The sequence below is a fragment of the Streptomyces sp. CB01249 genome (genome assembly GCF_001905735.1).
Classification (GTDB): Bacteria; Actinomycetota; Actinomycetes; order Streptomycetales; family Streptomycetaceae; genus Streptomyces.
Genome location: NZ_LISW01000001.1, coordinates 1273812 through 1292645 on the forward strand (window position 1 = coordinate 1273812; position 18834 = coordinate 1292645).

Sequence of the window (18834 nt, forward strand, 5' to 3'; positions counted from 1 at the left end):
CTACGGCCAGGAGGGTGAACGGCCGGTGGAGTCGGATCAATTGACGGCGTGATCGGGCCGTTCGTCTGGGAGCGCTCCCAAATTAATTTGTGCATGACAGCGTCGAATGGCTATGCGCGGAGACCCGCGGCGTGTACGGTCCAGGGCCGATGGGTTCTGGGAGCGCTCCCATCCAGTTGTTCCTCAGTTGGTCCCCCTACGAACGAGGAGAAATGCTGTGAAACGCTTCTTGGCTCTACTGGCGGCCGGTGCCACGGCCACGGGCCTGACGGTCCTGGCCGGCCCTCCCGCGGCGGCCGCCACCGGCTGCAAGGTGGAGTACACGGTCACCAGTCAGTGGGAGGGCGGCTTCCAGGGCGGGGTGAAGGTCACCAACCTGGGTGACGCTGTCAGCGGATGGCAGCTCAAGTTCACCCTGCCCGACTCGGGCCAGAAGGTGGTCCAGGGCTGGAACGCCACCTGGTCGCAGTCCGGCTCCGCGGTCACCGCGGCCGGCGTCGACTGGAACGGCTCCCTGGCCACCGGCGGCACGGCGGACCTGGGCTTCGTCGGCTCCTTCTCGGGCGCCAACCCGGCGCCCACGGGCTTCACGCTCAACGGCGTCGCCTGCACGGGGACCGTCGGCGGCGGGGGCGACGACGACGATCCGCCACCGGCCACGGGGGGCGGCACCCCGGTGGAGACCAACGGCCAGCTCCACGTGTGCGGCACGAACCTGTGCAACCAGTACAACCGCCCGATCCAGCTACGCGGCATGAGCACGCACGGCCTCCAGTGGTTCAGCCAGTGCTACAACAACGCGTCGCTGGACGCGCTGGCGAACGACTGGAAGGCGGACCTGCTGCGCACCGCCATGTACGTGCAGGAGGACGGCTACGAGACAGACCCGGCGGGCTTCACCAACAAGGTCAACAGCCTGGTCGACATGGCCGAGGCCCGTGGCATGTACGCCCTGATCGACTTCCACACCCTCACGCCGGGCGACCCGAACTACAACCTGGAGCGCGCCAAGACCTTCTTCGCGTCCGTCGCCGCCCGTAACGCCTCGAAGAAGAACGTCATCTACGAGATCGCCAACGAGCCCAACGGCGTGAGCTGGGCGGGCATCAAGAACTACGCCGAGCAGGTCATCCCGGTCATCCGGGCCGCCGACCCGGACGCGGTCGTCATCGTCGGCACGCGCGGCTGGTCGTCGCTCGGTGTCTCGGACGGCTCCAACGAGAGCGAGGTCGTCAACAGCCCCGTCAACGCCACCAACATCATGTACGCGTTCCACTTCTACGCCGCCAGCCACAAGGACAACTATCGCGCGACGGTGAGCCGTGCCGCCTCGCAACTCCCGCTCTTCGTGACGGAGTTCGGCACGGTGAGCGCCACCGGCGGCGGCGCGCTGGACCAGGCGAGCACGACCGCCTGGCTGGATCTGCTCGACCAGCTGAAGATCAGCTACGCGAACTGGACCTACTCGGACGCCAATGAGAGCAGTGCCGCCTTCAAGCCCGGCACCTGCGACGGCGGCGACTACAGCAGCAGCGGTGTCCTCACCGAGTCGGGCGCGCTGCTCAAGTCCCGGATCAGCACCCCGGACAACTTCCCCACCAGCTGATCCGTGAGATGCGGGGCCCCGGCGCGGCCGGGGCCCCGCATCCGTGTGTCCACGGGCCGAACCTTGACACTCCGTCGATAGCGGCGAGACACTGTGAGCGCTTTGGGAGAGCGCTCTCCCGGGCGATCCCGGCCACCGTGTCGACCCACTCCCCGCTGTCGGCGCGGTACGGAAGCCCGCGGCGGTCACGGCCATCCGTGACCACCGCGGGCTTCTGTGTATATTCGGCGGAGCGCAAAGCTAAGGGGTCTAGGAAACACGTCGGCAGGGGTGGACATGGTGCGCGCGGGGCTCACGACCGAACGGGTCGTGGCGGCTGCGGCCGATCTGGCGGACACGGCCGGCTTCGACAAGGTCACCATCTCCGCACTGGCCCGGGGCTTCGGCGTCAAGGACGCGAGCCTCTACTCCCACGTCAAGAGCCTGGGCGACCTGCGCACACGCGTCGCGCTGCTGGCCGCCGAGGAGTTCATCGACCGCATCGAGGCGGCGGTGGCCGGCCGGGCCGGGAAGGACGCGCTGGTCGCCTTTGCCGACGCCTACCGCACCTTCGCGCTGGAGCACCCCGGCCGGTACGCGGCCACGCAGTACCGCGTCAACCCCGAGATCGTCGCCGAGGCCCCCGCGTACCACCGCACCCTCCGCACCACCTCCGCGATGCTCCGCGCGTACGGCCTGACCGAACCCGACCTCACGGACGCGGTACGCCTGCTGCGCAGCACCTTCCACGGCTTCACCGCCCTGGAGGGCGACGGCGGCTTCGAGGCGCCGCGGCCCGTGCAGAAGTCATGGGAGCGTGCGGTGGAGGGGCTGCACTTCCTGCTGTCGAACTGGGCGCGCGCGACCGGGGCAGTGCAAGGCCGCTGATTGCCTCCTGCTCACCACGGTGCACATCTCGATCGGTCTGCTCTGGTCCGCCGTCCTCATCGGTTTCGCCCGCGCCCTGCGTGGGTGGCTCCGCAAGCCCCGGGCACGCCGGCTGCTCGACCGGGTCACCGGTACCGTCATCGGCGTCTTCGGAATCAGGCTGGCACTGAGCGACTGACGATCTCAGTGCCGGGTCGCACAGGGGCGTCCGGCATCACCGACAGCCTGGGTCCCGGCCTCCCGCCCGAGGACGTGGTGGTCGAAGAAGTTCAGCACCGTCTCGTACATGAGGCGGATGTGGTTCGGTGCCTCGATCCTGTGGCCCTCGTCCGGGAAGTGCAGGAAGCCGGCGGGCGTCCCGAGTCGTTGCAGGTCGCTGTGCAGGCTCAGCGCCTGGCCCATCGGGACGCGGTGGTCCTTGCCACCGTGCGCGATCAGCATCGGCGTCGTCAGCTCGGACGCATGGAAGTGCGGCGAGTTGGCTTCGTACCGTTCGCGCCGCGTCCGTGGGTCGCCGAAGATCTTCCGGAAGTACGCGTGCATGTCGGTGCCGCTCTGGAACGCCTCAAGGTTCCACATCCCGGCGTGGGTGACGATGGCCCGGAAGCGGTCGGTCAGGGTCGCGGCCCGGTTGGCCAGGTAGCCGCCGAAGGACCAGCCGGCGAGGCCGGTCCTGGTCGCGTCGAGGTCGTCGCGTGCCAGTGCCGCGTCCGTCAGCGCGATGAGGTCACGGTAGGGCTGACCGCCGTACTGGCCCCGGCCTCGTTCCTGCATGTGTTGCCCGTAGCCCGTGGACAGCGCCGGATCCGGCAGCAGCACCGCGTAACCGCGGGCCGCGAACGGCCATGGGTTCCACAACCACGTCCAGGCGCTCCAGGACGTCTGCGGTCCGCCGTGCGGGGCGATGATCAGCGGCGCCGGGCGCTCGGCCGAAGCATCCTCGGGCAGCGCGAGCCAGGCGTGCAACGGGAAACCGTCGTCCGCCTCGACGCGCACCTCGGTGAGCGTGCCGGGAAGCCGGTCGAGGCTGCCGGGCGCCCTGAGGAAGACGGGTTCTTGACCGGCTGTGACGGCGTCCAGCCGGACCACGCGAGGCGGGCCGTCGATCGTGCTGCGCAGCGCGTAGAGGGTGGCCCCATCGGGCGACACACAGAGCGAGGCGTACGCGCCGGAGGCCGTCAGACGGGTGATCGTGCCGTCCGCCTCACGGCGGAAGACCGGGCAGTGGCCCTGCTCGTCACCGGTGAACCACAGCGTTGCATCCCCACGGACCGGGGAGAGGACCGCCCGTCCCGGCCACGGCCAGTTGTCGAACTCCGGCAGGAGATCGGTCTCTTCACCCGAGGCCAGATCGAACGCGACCAGCGTGACTCGCCACTCCGTGTCGTACGTTTCCTCTCGCTGGCGCTGGCAGACCAGCGCCGAACCATCGGCCGTGAACGTCGGGTGGTAGTACCGCTGACCGGTGCGCGAGAACGCGTGGTGCTCGACACCGGTGGCCGCGTCGGCAACCACCACGACGTTCATGTCGGCAGCGAGGCCCCTCGCGTCACGCGTGTAGGCCACCAGCGATCCGTCCGGCGAGAGCGCCATGTCTCCTGCGCCCGCCGGGCCCTGGCCGCCGGCGTTCACCGGAGCCCTGTCGGCGTGCAGGACGAAGGTGTGGGGTTCGTCAGGGCCGAGTCCCGCGTCAACGGCCGACGTCATGGCCGCGTCGTACAGAACCGCGTCGACCAAGGCGCTCCGGCGCTCACGGAGAAGTACGGCGGATCCCTCGGAATCCACCGCGCCGGGCGGCAGATCAGCGGTGTAGGCGACCGTGCGGGCGTCCCCGGCGACGGCGAAGGCGGATATGCCTCCCGGGTGGTGGGCGATCTGCCTGGGCTCGCCGCGGTGCGGCAGTGCCCACAGCCCCACGCCCTGGCTGTCGCTCTCGCCCTTCGCGGCGGCGGAACCGGCGTTCTCGCGGCCGGAGAGAAACAGAAGTGTGCCGTCGGCGGCAAAGGCGGGAGCGAAGTCGCCCTGCGCGGACCGGGCCACGAGACGGCTCCCGCGTTCCCCTGAGGGGTCCACCTCCCACAGCCTCGAAACGTACCTGTTTTCCTGGTCGTTGATGGTCTGCACGGACGCGATCAGCCGCGTTCCGTCGGGAGACAGGACCAGGTCGGTGAGGCGGGGATGCGTGGCGAACAGTGCGTGGAACGAGGTGCCGTCACCCAAGGCACGGATCATGCCCATCATCCCCTACGGCAGAGAACGCGCGAGCCACACCAGCTCGCCGCGGTCGTCGGACGAGACGTGGTCGCGCTGGAACCCCAGCTTTTCGAGGACGCGGAACGATGGCGCGTTCCAGGGACGCACCGTCGACCAGAGCCGACTCCGCCCCGTCGCGATCGCCGCGTCGAGCACCGCGGACGCCGCCTCGGTGGCATAGCCCTGCCCGTGCACGTGCCGGAACAGCTCAAAGGCGATCTCCGGTTCGTCGATGGAAGCCCGGCCGACGGTGAGCCCGCAGTATCCGATGAAGTCACCCCCATCCCGGCGGATCACAGGCAGCAGAGCAATCCCTGTCAGCGACGAAGCGGTCCGCTGATCCTCGATCATCCGCCGATTGTCCTCGACCGACGGCATGCCACCACCCCGTTCGGCGACGAGCACGCGATGGGCATCGATGTCGGACTCGGTCCACTGGCGCAACGCCAGCCGGACGGTGTCGAGTTGGAGCGGCATCGGCGAATACGGCATGGCGCCACCCTACCGACGCCGCTCCCCGGGAGAGTCCGCCGGTCGCCGCTTCCCGCAGCGCGAAACCCCCGGCGGCGGCGGTGGTCCGTCGCGGCCGGGGGCTGCCGGTATGCCTGGTGGGGCGTCAGGCGGCCTTGCGGGAACGGGGTGTTGTCGCTTCGCGGATCAGCTCGGCGTAGCGGCGGCCGCTGGTCTTGACCGTGCGGCGCTGGGTCGCGTAGTCGACGTGGACCAGGCCGAACCGCTTGTCGTAGCCGTACGCCCACTCGAAGTTGTCGAGGAGCGACCAGGCGAAGTACCCGGCCAGCGGGGCGCCCTTGCGGACGGCGCGGGCGCAGGCCGCGAGGTGTTCCTCCAGGTACTGCGTGCGCTCGGGGTCGTGCACGGACCCGTCGGGGAGCACGACGTCCTGGTAGGCCGAGCCGTTCTCCGTGACGTAGATGCGCTCGACGCCGTACTCCTCGGTGAGGCGCAGGAGCAGCTGCTCCAGGCCCTGGGCGTGCACCTCCCAGTCCATGTGGGTGTGGCGGGACCCGGGCAGGTACACCTGCTTGGCGTGCGGGACCGGGCCGGACGGGTCGGCGGTGACGACCTGGCGGAAGTAGTAGTTGACGCCCAGCCAGTCCAGCGGCGCGGAGATGATCTCCATGTCGCCGTCCTGGACGGGGAGTTCGACTCCGTACAGGTCCACCATGTCCTGCGGGTAGCCGCGTCCGAGGATCGGGTCGAGCCACCAGCGGTTGATGTGCCCGTCACCGCGCACCGCCGCTGCCCGGTCCGCCTCGCGGTCGGTGGCCGCCTCGACGGGGCTGAGGTTGTTGACGATGCCGACCCGGGCGTCGGGGGAGATGCTCCGGATCGCCCGCACCGCGAGGCCGTGGCCCAGGTGCAGGTGGTACGAGGCGCGGACGGCGGCGGTCAGGTCGGTGAGACCCGGTGCCATCGTGCCCTCCAGGTGGCCGATCCACGCCGAGCACAGGGGCTCGTTGAGGGTCGCCCAGTCCTTGACCCGGTCCCCGAGGCGTTCCACGACGACCGAGGTGTACGCGGCGAAGTGCTCCGCGGTCTCCCGTACGGTCCAGCCGCCCCGGTCCTGGAGCGCCTGCGGCAGGTCCCAGTGGTAGAGCGTGGCGAACGGGGTGATCCCGGCCTCCAGCAGCCCGTCCACCAGCCGGTCGTAGAAGTCGAGGCCGGCCGCGTTGACCGGTCCGTCGCCGCCGGGCACGATGCGCGGCCAGGCGAGCGAGAAGCGGTACGCGTTCGCCCCCACCTCCTTGATCAGGCCGATGTCCTCCGGGACCCGGTGGTAGTGGTCGCAGGCCACGTCGCCGGTGTCGCCGCTGGCCACCTTGCCCGGGGTGTGCGAGAAGGTGTCCCAGATGGAGGGGGCGCGGCCGTCCTCGGCCACGGCTCCCTCGATCTGGTACGCGGCGGTGGCGACGCCCCAGGTGAAACCGGCCGGCAGGGCGCTGAGGTCGTTCACGGACTTCCTTTCCGGGGCGGTCACTTGACGGCTCCCGCGGTCAGGCCGGCCACCAGGTAGCGCTGGAGGAGCAGGAAGCCGGCGACGATCGGCACGCTGACGACGAGCGAGGCGGCCATGACCTGGTTCCAGTACACGTCGTTCTGGGTGGCGTAACCCTGGAGGCCGACGGCCAGCGTGCGGGTGGCGTCGTTGGTCATGACGGAGGCGAAGAGGACCTCGCCCCAGGCCGTCATGAACGCGTACACCGCGACGGCCACGATGCCCGGCACGGCGGCCGGAACCACGACCTGGAACAGGGCGCGGATCGGCCCGCAGCCGTCGACGAGCGCCGCCTCGTCCAGATCCCGGGGGATCGAGTCGAAGTAGCCGATGAGCATCCAGATGGAGAACGGCAGCGAGAACGTCAGATACGTGAGGATCAGACCGCCGCGCGAGCCGTACAGGGCGACGCCCGTGCTGTTGCCGATGTTCACGAAGATCAGGAACAGCGGCAGCAGGAAGAGGATGCCCGGGAACATCTGGGTGGAGAGGACCGTCACGGTGAAGACGCGCTTGCCGCGGAACTTGTAGCGGCTCACCGCGTACGCGGAGAAGATCGCGATGATCACGGAGAGGACCGTCGCCGCGCCCGCCACGATCAGTGAGTTGACGAAGTACCGGGCGAGCGGAACGGTGTCCCAGATGTCGATGTAGGGCTTGATGGTCAGCCCGGACGGGATCCAGTGGAACTTCCCCGACACGTCCTGGAGCGGCTTCAGCGAGCTGCTGATCATCACATAGACGGGCAGCAGGACGAATCCGGTCAGGAGCGTCAGGATGATCCGGCGGGTCCAGAGGAAGGACTGCGGCGCGGCCATCGGGGAACGGGGGCGGGAGCGCCCCGTCGTCTTCGCCGGCAGCACGGACGGCTGGGCAGGGCTGCTAGGCATCGGCACCCTTCCTTCCGCGTGAGGTGATGAACAGGTAGACGGCCGTCACGACCAGCAGGAACAGCAGCAGCAGCACGGACATCGCGGAGCCGGTGCCGAAGTTCCAGGTGACGAACGAGGACTGGTAGATGTGGATCGAGATCAGGTCCGCGTTCTCCGGGGCGGCCTTCCCGAACAGCACGTACGGCGTGTTGAAGTCGTTGAACGTCCACAGGAAGAGGACGAGCACCAGGACCTGGTTGACCGGGCGCAGCGAGGGCAGCGTGATCTTGCGGATCTGCTGCCAGATGCCGGCGCCGTCGATCGAGGCGGCCTCGTACAGCTCGCGCGGGATGTTCTGGAGCCCGGCCATCACGATCAGGAAGGCGAAGGGCCAGCCCTTCCAGACCGAGACGATGATCAGCGCGTAGATGCTGTTGTCGCCGATCAGCCAGAACGACGGCTGGTCGGTGATCCCGAGCTGGTCGTGGAGCACGTGGTTCACCAGGCCGTTGTCCCGCTGGAACATGAAGGCCCAGGTGATCACGGCCGCGTAGACCGGCAGGGCGTACGGGACGAGGAAGATCGCCCGCAGGAAGCCCCTGCCGCGGAAGTTCTCCTGCAGCATGATCGCCGCCGCGACCCCGAACAGCCACGCCAGGCCGACGGCGAAGAACGTGAAGACGCAGGTGACGAAGAACGAGTGGAGCAGTGCCTCGCCGATCGGGGCGTTGACGTCGACGGCGATCTTGTAGTTGTCGAAGCCACTCCAGGGCGCCCCGCCCCAGTTGTTGATGTAGAACTGCGTGAACTGGCGGAAGCTCATCACGATTCCGATGATCATCGGAATCACATGGACGAGGAGTTCGAGCAGGACGGCCGGCAGGAGCAGGAGATAGGGCAGTCCGCCCTGGCGGATCCGGTCGGGGATGCGCGGCAGTCTCCTGCGCGCACCCCCGCTGCCCCGGCTCGTCACCCTGTCCGACTTTTCCGTCAGGCTGTCGGTGGTCACGGTGGCGGTCATGAAGGGAGCCTTACTGCTGCATCGTCTGCTGGGCCTTTTCCAGGCGCGCCTTGACGGATTCGGTGGTCACGGGGCGTCCGGCGGCCGCGTCGGCCCACAGCTCCTTGACCGCGGTGCCGACGGCGGTCTCGAACTGCGACTCGTTGGGGACCTGCGGCAGCGGGGCCGCGCTCTTGGCCAGCGTGTCGCGCAGGACCGCGAGGTCGGGCGCCGAGAACGCCTCGTCGGCCTGGGCGGTCTTGACCGGCGGGATCGACCCGTAGGTCTTGTTGAGCAGCTTCTGCTCGTCGTCGCTCGTCATGAACTTCACGAACTTCTTGGCGCCGTCGATGTTCTTGGTGTTCTTGAACACCGCCATGTTGATGCCGGCGACCATGGAGTTGGTGTTCTTGCCCTGGCCGGGGGTGCCGGAGGCGACCGGGACGGGGGCGGCGCCCCAGTCCTCGGGCTTCATGCCCTGCGAGGCGAAGGTCGAGGCGGCGGCCTGCCACAGCACCATCGCGGTCTTGCCCTTGGCGAAGTCCGTCAGGGACTGGTTCTGGGCGTACTCCGCGTTGCCCGGGGCGATGATCTTGTCCTTGGCCATGAAGTCGATGTACTGCTTCACGGCCGCGACCGCGCCGTCCGAGGTGAAGGTCGGCTTGCCGTCGGCGTCGAAGAAGTCGGCGCCGTGCTGCTGGCCCAGGACGAACGTCTGGTGGATGTTGTTGGAGAGGTTCGAGCCCTCGGCGCCCAGCCCCCACTTGCCGTCCTTGGAGAGCTTCTTGCCGTCCGCGACCAGCTCGTCCCAGGTGGCCGGGGGCTTCTCGATGCCGGCGTCGGCGAAGCTCTTCTTGTTGTAGTAGAGGGCGTACGCGAGTGAGTACAGCGGGACGGCGGCGGGGTCCTGGCCCTCCGCACCGGCCGAGGCGACCGCCGAGTCGACGAACCGGTCACGGCCGCCGATCGCGTCGAAGTTCTCCTTGCTCCAGGGGAGCAGCGCGCCGGTGGCCTGGAGCGAGGCCGACCAGGTGTTGCCGATGTTCAGCACGTCCGGGCCCTGACCGGAGGTGGTGGCGGCGAGGATCCGGTTGAGCAGGTCGGCCCACGGCACGACCTCCAGCTTGACCTTGATGCCGGTCTGCTTCTCGAACTTCTTCAGCTCGGGCGTCAGGATCTTCTTGTCGGCCTCGATGCTGGGTCCCTGGTTGGAGGCCCAGTACGTGAGGGTCTTCGGCGAATCGTTGCTGCCGCCGCCCGAGGACGTACCGCCTCCGCAGCCGGTGACACCGGCGGCTATGGAGATCGCGAGGGTGACGGCTGCCGCGGCTCTGATGGTGCGCATACGGGATGGCCCCTTTCCGGGGAGGAAGGCTGTGTTCGAGAACCGAACGACCTTCAGGACTTAATTTATGACGTGATTTAAGAGGTGAGAGAAGGTCGCGTCAAGTCCCGGGGTCGCGGTATGTTTCCGCCAGGGAAGGAGCCACATGGCTGAGCGCAACAGACGGACCGTGCGTGACCTGCGACGCGGCAACCGGTCGCGGGTATTGCAACGGTTGTATTTCGACGGCCCGCTGAGCCGCCAGGAGCTCGGTCCGGCGACCGGGCTGAGTTCGGGTTCCATCAGCAACGTCGTCGCGGAGCTCTCCGCGGAGAACCTCCTGGAGGAGGCCGGGGTCGTGGACTCCGACGGCGGCCGCCCCCGCACCCTGCTGCGCGTCGCCCCCGGCGGCGGCCTCCTCATCGGCATCGACATCGGTGAGACTCGGATCAGGGTGGAGCTCTTCGACCTCTCCCTGACCGAACTCGCCCGCACCGAGCGGCTGCTCGCCCAGCACGGCTACGACGTGGACCGCATCGTCGGCCATGTCCGCAGCGGCGTCGCCGACGTGCTGCGGGACGCCGGCGCCGACCCGCACCGGCTGCTCGGCATCGGGATCGGCGTCCCCGGCATCATCGAGCGCCACGCGCCTGACGGCTCCGTCGGCGACGTGGGCTCCGTCGTGCACGGCCAGACCATCGACTGGAGCGCCGTCCCCTTCGAGCGGCTGCTCCGGGACGCCGTGCGGGTGCCGCCCGAGGTCCCGTTCTTCATCGACAACGGCGCCAAGACGCTCGGCCAGGCCGAGATGTGGTTCGGCGGCGGGCGGGGCGCGGGGGCCTCCGCGATAGCGCTCATCGGTTCCGGCGTCGGCGCCTGCGTCAACCACGGCGGACTCCTGGACGAGGACCGCAGCAGCCAGGCCCTGGAGTGGGGCCACAGCACCGTGCAGCTGCGCGGCCGGAGGTGCCGCTGCGGCTCGATCGGCTGCCTGGAGGCCTACGCGGGTGCCGAGGCGATGCGCGAGCGCTGGCACGAGGCGGGCGGCCCGCTGCCCGCCGACGCCGACGACGAGACCGCGCTCGCCGCGCTCCTCGGCGCCGCCTACCCGCCCCCCGGGGTCGAGCCGGACCCGGTCGCGGTCGCGCTCCTGGACGAGACCGCCGAGTGCCTGGGCGCCGCGCTGGGCGACCTGATCAACCTCTTCCTGCCCGAGCGCATCCTGCTCGGCGGCTGGGCGGGCCTCCTCATCGGCCCGCACCTGCTGCCCGACATCCGGCGGTACGCCCAGGAGTACGCGCTGAAGCACGCCGCGGCCCGGACCACCATCGAGATGGGCCGCCTCGGCCCGGACGCGGTCACGGTCGGCGCGGCGACCCTGCCCCTGGCCGACTTCCTGGCGCGCGGCGGCAGCCGCCCCGCACCGGCGACCCGGCCCGGCCCCACGTCACCGGCGGCGCTCCGGACCCCGGCGGACGCCGTACGCAGCAGGGAACGGCCCCGGACGGGGTGAGCGGGGCTCTCCGGCCGGGCAGGCCCTACGCCGAGTCCCGCACCACCAGCGACGGTTCGAAGATCACGGACGTCGCTGCGCCCTCCGGCTTGCCCAGCCGCTCGATCAGCAGCCGGGCCATCTCGGCGGCCATCGCCTCCACCGGCTGGCGGATCGTGGTCAGCGGCGGGCGGCAGGCCAGGGCCGCGCTGCTGTCGTCGAAGCCGATCACCGCGACGTCCTCCGGGACCCGCTTGCCGCGCTCACGCAGGACGTGGCAGGCGCCCGTGGCCATCAGGTCGTTGGCCGCGAACACCCCGTCCAGGTCCGGATGTTCGACGAGCAGCCGCTCCATCGCGGTCTCGCCGCTCTCCTGGGTGAACCGCCCCTCGGCGATCGCGATGTAGGGGTGCCCGTTCTGCGTCATCGCGTCCCGGAAGCCGGCCAGCCGCTCCTGCACCGCGGGCACGTCGAGGGGGCCGGTGATGGTCGCGATCCGGCGGCAGCCCCGGGCCAGCAGATGCTCGGCGGCCAGCCGCGCGCCGTCCTGATGGGCGACGTCGACGTAGCTGATCCGGGCCGCCCGCGCCGGGCGCGCGTACAGCACGGCGGGCAGCCCCGCGTCCGTCAGCATGCCCGGCAGCGGGTCCTCCGCGTGCGTCGAGACGACCAGCGCGCCGTCCGCGCTGCCCTGGCGCAGGAACGCCACCACGTCCTCCCGCGCCCGCGACGTCTCGGCGAACATCAGCACCGGGTGCATCCCGCGCGGCCGCAGATAGTTGACGACTCCGGTTACCACCCGCCCGAAGAACGGGTCGGCGAAGACCTGCCCGGTGAACGAGGCCCCCTCGCCCCCGTCCGCCTCGTCCACCGGCGCGTCCTCCTCCGTCTGCGTCTCCGGCTCGACGCCCGCGCCGGACACCACCAGCGCGATGGCGTCGGTGCGCCGGGTCACGAGCGAGCGCGCCGCGCGGTTGGGCGCGTAGCCGGTGGAGGCGACCGCGCGGCGCACCGCCTCCTGGATCACCGGGTCGACATTCCGTACGCCGTTGATCACCCGGGAGACGGTGGCGCGGGAGACACCGGCCGCCCTCGCCACGTCCTCAAGGGTGGGTGTTCCGGCCGGTCGCAGATCATCCGTCATGAGCGCATTTATAGCATCAGCGGAGAGCGCTCTCCATCGTGCTCCGAACCGTTACCGGATCCTTTCCCGGCCGAGTCCGCACCCGGCCCGGCCACGATCAGCGCGGTGAGCGGCAGATCGCCCGCCGAACGGCCCCCGAGCAGCGTGAACGCACCCGCCTCCGTCTCCCAGCCGCGCCCCCCGGGCGACCAGTGCGCCAGCGCCCGCCCGTCCACCCGGACCACCGCGACCGCGCTCTGCCCGGGCTCCGCCACGACCGCCGCGTAACCGATGAGCTTGCGCACCGGCCGCTCCACTGCGGACCCGCTCCGCGCCAGGTACACCTGCACCACCTCGCGGCCGCGCCGCCGCCCGGTGTTCCGCACCCGCACCCGTACGTCGAAGGGCTCCCCGGCCGGCACCTCCGCCGGGGCCGTCAGCTCCTCGTACGCCCAGCCGGTGTAGCCGAGCCCGTGGCCGAACCAGTACGCCGGAGCGGCCCCCGACCGCAGCCAGGCCCGGTAGCCGATGTGCGGGCCCTCCGCGTAGTGCAGCCGCCCGTCGCCGTCGGGCGCGGTCCCGAGCACCGGTACGTCGGCCTGGGCGGCGGCCCAGGTGGTCGGCAGCCGGCCGCCGGGCTCGGCGTGCCCGAACAGCACGTCGGCCAGCCCGTCCCCGGCCTCCTGGCCCGGGAACCAGGTGAGCAGCAGCGCGGGCACCCGGGTGTGCCAGGGCAGGGCGATCGGGCCGCCCGCGTTGACCACGACGACGGTGCGCGGGTTGGCCCGCACCACCGCCCGCACCAGCGCGTCCTGGCCCTCCGGCAGGTCCAGGTTCTCCCGGTCGTGGCCCTCGGACTCGCTCTGTTCCGTCGTGCCCACGACCACCACCGCCACGTCGGCGGCGCGTGCGGCGGCGACCGCTTCGGCGAGCGCGGTCTCCGCGTCACCGGCGGGCGGGGCGGCGGCGAGGATCGTCGCGACCCCCGATCCCGGGGCGAGCGAGCGGAGCGCGACGACCTCCACCTCGCGGCCCGCCGTCAGTTCCACGCGGGCGGTGCGGAGCGGTGGGGCGACGTGCACCCGGGTCGGGTCGTCGCTGTCCAGCGGGAAGGTGCCGGACAGCACCTCGTGCCCGTCGACGGAGAGCGAGATGTCGCCCCAGCCGCCCACCGCCCAGGTCCAGGTGCCGCCCTCGGCCGGCCGGTAGAGCGCCCGGATCTCGACGAACGCCGCGTCCCCCGCGGGCGCCGAAGGCTCCACGATCCGCCCGGACAGCCGGTGCTCCGCGTGGAGTTCGGCCCCGTCCGCGTCGAGCAGCCGCACGAGCACCCCGGGTTCGCCGTCGCGCGGATCGCGGGCCCGGTCGCGGCCGAGCGGTTCGGGCCGTCCGGACGGGGGAAGACCCGGCCGGTACGTCACCGCCGCCACCCCGTCGAGCTCCCGCTCGATCCCGGCCAGCGGAGTCACCACGTGTGCGGGGAACACCTCCGCGCTGCCGCCGCCCTGGATGCGTACGGCGGTGGCGTGCGGCCCGATCACGGCCACGGACTTCAGCGCCGACGCGTCGAGCGGCAGCAGCCCGTCCTCGTTGCGCAGCAGCACCGCACCGGCGGACACGGCACGGCGCAGCAGGGCGCGCCCGGCCTCCGGAGCCGTCGCGGGCCTGCGCGCCGGGCGGTCCGGGCCGAGCGCGTCCACCCGGCGGGCCAGCCGCAGCAGCCTGCGTACCTTGTCGTCCACGGCGTCGGCGGGGACCAGGCCCGCTTCGAGCGCCGCGAGGAGACCGGCCGCCCAGGGGCTGTCCGGGCCGGGCATCGCCAGGTCCTGTCCGGAGCGCGCGGCGTCGAGGAGGGTCCGTACGCCGCCCCAGTCGGAGACCACGAGACCGTCGAAGCCCCAGTCGTCCTTGAGCGGGTGCTCCAGGAGCGGTGAGGCGGACATGGTGACGCCGTCGACCTTGTTGTACGCGGACATCACGGCCCAGACCCCGGCCGCGACGGCTTCCTCGAACGGGGCGAGATACACCTCGCGCAGGGTGCGTTCATCGATCCGGACGTCGACGGTCAGCCGGTCCGTCTCGGCGTCGTTGCCGACGAAGTGCTTCGCGGTGGCGGCCACTCCGCCCGACTGGATGCCCCGGATCAGCGCCACGCCGGTGCGGCCGGTGAGCAGCGGGTCCTCTGAGAAGCACTCGAAGTGCCGCCCGCCCAGCGGGGAACGGTGCAGGTTGAGGGTGGGGGCCAGGAGGACATCGACGCTCTTGCGCCTCGCCTCGGAGGCGAGCAGCGCACCGAGGTCCGTCAGCAGTCGCTCGTCCCAGGAGGCGGCGAGCGCGGTGGGGGAGGGGAGGACGAGTGAGGTCTCGCGCTCGTCCCAGGTCTCGCCCCGGACACCGGCCGGGCCGTCGGAGAGGGTGAGCGCGCGCAGCCCGGCGGCCGGTTCGGCATACGTGCGCCAGGTGCTGGCGCCGGTGAGCAGACGAACCTTCTGTGCCGCGTCCAGCTTGTCGAGCAGCGGTTCGGTCTCTTCGTCCGTCATGGCGGCCATGCTCCTTCGTGCACCGCGCTCCCACGGATATCGGAGAGCGCTCTCCCAGCAGTCGCGCCCAGCGTCCCCGCTCGCCGCCGACCGTGTCAATGGGGGCCCGGGGCAGGCCTGTTCGGGCTCCCGGCCCAGGGACGGGGCTTACGATGCCCCCGGTCCTTGTTCTGGGGGGAAACATGAGAGCCATACGCGTCACGGGCGTCCTCGCCCTCGTCGTACTTCTGGCCGGGTGCGGCGGCAGCGGTCCCGGTCCGGAGCCGAGCCCGTCCGCCTCGCCGCCCGTGGGCGTCCGGCTGGAGACCATCGGCACGCCGGGGGACACCCGCCTCGGCCTGGCGATGCACCTCGACAACGAGGGGCCCACCCGCCCCGGAGTCCGCGTACGGGTCCACATCGGAGCCGCCCGGGCCGGCGATCCCCTTCCGGAGCTGGAGGAGAGGTCCGACGCGGGGTGGAAGGTCATCGCGCTCACCGCCGACCGGGACAAGCGCGGCTGGACCGGCACGTTCCGGACGAGCATGCCGAAGGGTGGCCTGCTCGGCTTCCTGGACGTCACCCCGCACGCCGGCCCCCGGGTCGAGGGCGATGAACTCCCGGTGGACGTCACCCTGTCCGACGGTTCCAGGACCCTCGCGCGCGGGCACGCGTCGGTGCGCCCGGCCACCCTGTCGCTCGACCACGCCGCCGTGGACGAGCCCGCCGCGCTGGGACACGGGCGCTGGACCGAGGTGACGTACACCGTCGTCAACCACTCCCACAGCGGCTACCCGCAGGCCCAGGTTCAGGCCGAATTCGGCGCCTGTGAGGCGGGGCCGGACAATCCGCTCGAAGGGGTCGGCTGCTCCGGCTCGCGGCGCCATGCCGTGACCACCCGCCTGCGCACCCAGTGGTACGACGACGGCCGCTGGCAGGACGTCTCCGCGCCGGACGACGGCACCCTGCTCGCCGAGACGTTCACCCTGCCGCTGGGGGAACTGCCCGCGGACTCCAAGCGGAAGGTCCGGCTCAGGTTCGCCGGAACCGGGGACCTCGACGGGAAGGACCGTCTGCTCACGATCACGTCGCGGGTCAACGGTCAGGCCGTCGGCGCGTCGGAACGCTCCCTGGGCACCGGGTGGCCGCTGACCTTCGCCCTCCGCTGACCGCCCCGCACCCGTGCGGCGCGACGATGGCCGAAACGTACCGTGGTCTTGTCATCACCCGCTGTCTGCCCATAAGTTGACCGCTTGCGACATGTCCTACAGCCAGTGGGGGAGCCAAGTCATGGCCGCGAACGGACGGCACCGCAGATACCAGCCGAGCCGCATCAACCGGGCTTCGCTCACCGTCACGGCAGGAGGCGCCGGCCTCGCCCTCCCGCTCCTCACCGCCGCCTCGGCGGGCGCCGCTTCGACGGACGTCTGGGAGAAGGTCGCCGCCTGCGAGTCCACCGGCAACTGGCACATCAACAGCGGCAACGGCTACTTCGGCGGCCTCCAGTTCACCCGCTCGACCTGGGCGGCGTACGGCGGCACGGTCTACGCGGCGCGCGCCGACCTCGCCACCAGGGACCAGCAGATCGCCATCGCGGAGAAGGTCCTGGAGGGCCAGGGCCCCGGCGCCTGGCCGGTCTGCTCCGGAAAGGCGGGCCTGACCCGGGGCGGTGCCACGCCCGACGTCAGCCCGCAGAGCGAGCGCAGGGCGAGCGTCCCGACGCCGAAGAAGCAGGACAACGCGTCGTTATCGTCCCGCCCCGTGCGGACCAAGCAGTCCACACCCCCGGCCACGCCGACCACGGTCCCGGGCAAGCGCGAGTCGTACACCGTGACGCCGGGCGACTCGCTCTCCGGAATCGCGGACGACCAGCACCTCCAGGGCGGCTGGCAGCGGCTCTACGCGGCGAACCGCGCGGTCGTCGGCGACGACCCGGACCTCATCTTCCCCGGCCAGCGCCTGACCCTGACGGGAACGCCCAGGACGGCCACGAAGGCCACGCCGAAGACGGCCACGAAGGCCGAACCGAGGACGGCATCCAAGGCGGCGCCGAAGACCGCGCCGAAGACCGCGCCGAAGCCCGTCCAGACGCCCAAGCCGCAGCAGAAGCAGCAGCCGAAGCCGCAGCCGAAGAAGACCCAGCCGCACAAGACCGAGACCCGGAAGACCCAGACCCACAAGACCCAGACGCACAGCGGGCTCACCGCCCCCGTCGTGGCCCGCACCGGCACCCCGTACCACCAGGCCGGTTCCTGGTCCAGCGGCTACCACACGGGTGTCGACTTCCCCGTCCCCACCGGCACCTCCGTCAAGGCGATGGCGGCGGGCACCGTCGTATCGGCGGGCTGGGCGGGCCCGTACGGCTACCAGGTCGTCATCCGGCACGGGGACGGCAAGTACAGCCAGTACGCGCATCTGTCGTCGCTGCTCGTGCGCGGCGGTCAGCACGTCGGCGGTGGCCAGCGGATCGCCCGCTCCGGCGCCACCGGCAACGTCACGGGGCCGCACCTGCACTTCGAGGTCCGTACCGGCCCCGAGTACGGCTCCGACATCGACCCGCTGGCCTACCTCCGGGCCGGCGGCGTCAAGGTCTGAACGCCCCGGTCACCGGCCTCCCCGGCGGCGGCCCGGCGCGCGGCGCCCGGGGGAGGGCCGAACTCCACCCGCCCGGCCAGGCCGTCCAGCGGCATCCGCACGGGCAGCGCCGGGCGCGGCATCCGAGGACCCGCTCCGGGACCGGCCGCGGCGGCCGGAACCGGCTCCACCGTGCGAGACAGGGTGCCCGTCGAGGCCGGCGGCCCGGCGGGCGCGGCGAAATCCGCGGGTTCCGCCGCGTCCTCCGCGGCCGCGGCCTCCGGCTCCGGCCCCTCGGCGGTCAGCCGTTCCGCGGTCATCCGTTCCGTGGTCAGCATGATCAGCCCGCCTGCCGCGACCGCCCCGCACACCAGGGCCAGCACCGTGCCCGTGACCCCGTGCCGGAACTGCTCGCCGAACAGCGTGATCCCCACCGCCGCGGCCACCACCGGATTCACCACGGTCACCGTCGCCAGCGGGGCCGTCAGACCCGCGCCCCGGTAGGCGGCCTGGGAGAGCAGCAGACCGGCGCCCGCCAGCGCCGCGATGACCAGCAGCGGCAGCAGCCCGGACTTCACGGCACCGGCCGTCCACTCCATGGCCACGGTCTTCGTGTACACCGACGCGATGCCGAACGCGACACCCGCTGCCCCGGCCAGCACCACACTCCGCATCACCGGCCGGCGCATCGCCCGCGAGAGCAGCATCAGCGCGGCCACCGCGCCGAAGGTCACCATCGCCAGCATCAGCTGCTGCGGCGCCCCCAGGCTGTGCGCGTCGGAGCTGCCCGTCAGCGCGAGCAGCCCGGCCAGACCCACCGTCGCCATGACCGCGCCGCGCCAGGCCGTGGCCCCGGCCCTGCGGCGTACGAACAGCGCGGCCATCGGCAGCGCGAAGACGATCGTGAGCGCCCCCAGCGGCTGGACGAGGCTCAGCGGGCCGTACGCCAGCGCCACGACGTGCAGGACGGCGCCCAGCCCGTTGAGCGTGACGGCCGCCCACCAGACGCGGTTGCGCAGCGGCGCGAGCGAGCGGCCGTCGGAGGCCGTGGCCACGCGCTCCTGGACGATCGCCCCGGCCGCGTAGGCGACCGCGGAGACCAGTGACAGGAGCACGGACAGCGCAAGGGAACTCATGTACACCACGATCCCCTTTTCCAGCCGCCGCGTCGTCGTCCCTGAGGCGGC

The 18834-nt window shown here is 71.4% G+C and carries 15 protein-coding genes; 6 read left to right on the forward strand and 9 right to left on the reverse strand.

The features are described from left to right. The first annotated feature begins 217 nt into the window (after positions 1-217). The 3 genes from AMK18_RS05375 to AMK18_RS05390 all read left to right on the forward strand — a co-directional run bounded on the left by AMK18_RS05375 (position 218) and on the right by AMK18_RS05390 (position 2651). Positions 218-1606, forward strand: coding sequence for a cellulase family glycosylhydrolase (locus AMK18_RS05375; RefSeq protein ID WP_073861837.1), 1389 nt, complete (start codon positions 218-220; stop codon positions 1604-1606). A gap of 276 nt (positions 1607-1882) precedes the next feature. Further along, positions 1883-2473: a TetR/AcrR family transcriptional regulator gene (locus AMK18_RS05385; RefSeq protein WP_073862298.1), complete on the forward strand. Its 591-nt coding sequence runs from the start codon at positions 1883-1885 to the stop codon at positions 2471-2473. Positions 2474-2492: 19 nt separating this feature from the next. Beyond that, complete coding sequence (locus tag AMK18_RS05390; protein ID WP_241836452.1) at positions 2493-2651, forward strand: LysE family transporter; 159 nt, start codon at positions 2493-2495, stop codon at positions 2649-2651. A gap of 5 nt (positions 2652-2656) precedes the next feature. Here the strand turns inward: AMK18_RS05390 and AMK18_RS05395 are convergent, their stop codons facing one another. From AMK18_RS05395 to AMK18_RS05420, 6 genes are all read right to left on the reverse strand, one after another. Then, the gene (locus AMK18_RS05395; protein WP_073861839.1) at positions 2657-4705 is read right to left on the reverse strand and encodes an alpha/beta hydrolase family protein; all 2049 of its coding nucleotides are present in this window, start codon (positions 4703-4705) and stop codon (positions 2657-2659) included. Between the two features lie 12 nt (positions 4706-4717). Then, a complete protein-coding gene (locus AMK18_RS05400; RefSeq protein WP_073861840.1) occupies positions 4718-5218 on the reverse strand; it encodes a GNAT family N-acetyltransferase in 501 nt (166 codons plus the stop codon). A gap of 124 nt (positions 5219-5342) precedes the next feature. Continuing rightward, complete coding sequence (locus tag AMK18_RS05405; protein WP_073861841.1) at positions 5343-6701, reverse strand: GH1 family beta-glucosidase; 1359 nt, start codon at positions 6699-6701, stop codon at positions 5343-5345. 20 nt (positions 6702-6721) lie between these two features. Further along, positions 6722-7633 (reverse strand): carbohydrate ABC transporter permease, encoded by a 912-nt coding sequence (locus tag AMK18_RS05410; RefSeq protein WP_073861842.1) that lies wholly within the window; start codon positions 7631-7633, stop codon positions 6722-6724. Beyond that, a complete protein-coding gene (locus AMK18_RS05415) occupies positions 7626-8636 on the reverse strand; it encodes a carbohydrate ABC transporter permease (protein ID WP_018099970.1) in 1011 nt (336 codons plus the stop codon). The genes AMK18_RS05410 and AMK18_RS05415 overlap by 8 nt, the downstream gene beginning before the upstream one ends. A 10-nt stretch (positions 8637-8646) precedes the next feature. Continuing rightward, the gene (locus tag AMK18_RS05420; protein WP_018099969.1) at positions 8647-9960 is read right to left on the reverse strand and encodes an ABC transporter substrate-binding protein; all 1314 of its coding nucleotides are present in this window, start codon (positions 9958-9960) and stop codon (positions 8647-8649) included. A gap of 145 nt (positions 9961-10105) precedes the next feature. Between AMK18_RS05420 and AMK18_RS05425 the strand changes: the two genes are divergently transcribed. Continuing rightward, the gene (locus tag AMK18_RS05425; RefSeq protein WP_198956939.1) at positions 10106-11452 is read left to right on the forward strand and encodes an ROK family transcriptional regulator; all 1347 of its coding nucleotides are present in this window, start codon (positions 10106-10108) and stop codon (positions 11450-11452) included. 25 nt (positions 11453-11477) lie between these two features. Here the strand turns inward: AMK18_RS05425 and AMK18_RS05430 are convergent, their stop codons facing one another. Together AMK18_RS05430 and AMK18_RS05435 are read right to left on the reverse strand one after the other, a co-directional pair. Next, on the reverse strand, positions 11478-12575 hold the full coding sequence (locus AMK18_RS05430; protein WP_073861844.1) for a LacI family DNA-binding transcriptional regulator: 1098 nt from the start codon (positions 12573-12575) through the stop codon (positions 11478-11480). Between the two features lie 8 nt (positions 12576-12583). Then, entirely contained in the window at positions 12584-15103 is a 2520-nt protein-coding gene (locus AMK18_RS05435) for a beta-glucosidase family protein (protein ID WP_073861845.1), read from the reverse strand. Positions 15104-15276: 173 nt separating this feature from the next. Between AMK18_RS05435 and AMK18_RS05440 the strand changes: the two genes are divergently transcribed. Together AMK18_RS05440 and AMK18_RS05445 are read left to right on the forward strand one after the other, a co-directional pair. Next, positions 15277-16242 (forward strand): hypothetical protein, encoded by a 966-nt coding sequence (locus AMK18_RS05440; protein ID WP_241836453.1) that lies wholly within the window; start codon positions 15277-15279, stop codon positions 16240-16242. A gap of 121 nt (positions 16243-16363) precedes the next feature. After that, entirely contained in the window at positions 16364-17668 is a 1305-nt protein-coding gene (locus tag AMK18_RS05445; RefSeq protein ID WP_073861847.1) for a transglycosylase family protein, read from the forward strand. Here the strand turns inward: AMK18_RS05445 and AMK18_RS05450 are convergent. Continuing rightward, positions 17638-18792, reverse strand: a complete 1155-nt coding sequence (locus tag AMK18_RS05450) for a DMT family transporter (protein WP_073861848.1) — start codon at positions 18790-18792, stop codon at positions 17638-17640. The two genes, AMK18_RS05445 and AMK18_RS05450, sit on opposite strands and share 31 nt — an antisense overlap. Positions 18793-18834 lie beyond the last annotated feature (42 nt).

What these genes read in the sequence shown, in the direction of transcription:
- AMK18_RS05415 (WP_018099970.1), bottom strand. Translation starts at nt 8,636, where the DNA reads ATGACCGCCACCGTGACCACCGACAGCCTGACGGAAAAGTCGGACAGG.
- AMK18_RS05400 (WP_073861840.1), bottom strand. Translation starts at nt 5,218, where the DNA reads ATGCCGTATTCGCCGATGCCGCTCCAACTCGACACCGTCCGGCTGGCG.
- AMK18_RS05435 (WP_073861845.1), bottom strand. Translation starts at nt 15,103, where the DNA reads ATGGCCGCCATGACGGACGAAGAGACCGAACCGCTGCTCGACAAGCTG.
- AMK18_RS05430 (WP_073861844.1), bottom strand. Translation starts at nt 12,575, where the DNA reads ATGACGGATGATCTGCGACCGGCCGGAACACCCACCCTTGAGGACGTG.
- AMK18_RS05445 (WP_073861847.1), top strand. Translation starts at nt 16,364, where the DNA reads ATGGCCGCGAACGGACGGCACCGCAGATACCAGCCGAGCCGCATCAAC.
- AMK18_RS05425 (WP_198956939.1), top strand. Translation starts at nt 10,106, where the DNA reads ATGGCTGAGCGCAACAGACGGACCGTGCGTGACCTGCGACGCGGCAAC.
- AMK18_RS05395 (WP_073861839.1), bottom strand. Translation starts at nt 4,705, where the DNA reads ATGATCCGTGCCTTGGGTGACGGCACCTCGTTCCACGCACTGTTCGCC.
- AMK18_RS05440 (WP_241836453.1), top strand. Translation starts at nt 15,277, where the DNA reads ATGAGAGCCATACGCGTCACGGGCGTCCTCGCCCTCGTCGTACTTCTG.
- AMK18_RS05410 (WP_073861842.1), bottom strand. Translation starts at nt 7,633, where the DNA reads ATGCCTAGCAGCCCTGCCCAGCCGTCCGTGCTGCCGGCGAAGACGACG.
- AMK18_RS05385 (WP_073862298.1), top strand. Translation starts at nt 1,883, where the DNA reads ATGGTGCGCGCGGGGCTCACGACCGAACGGGTCGTGGCGGCTGCGGCC.
- AMK18_RS05420 (WP_018099969.1), bottom strand. Translation starts at nt 9,960, where the DNA reads ATGCGCACCATCAGAGCCGCGGCAGCCGTCACCCTCGCGATCTCCATA.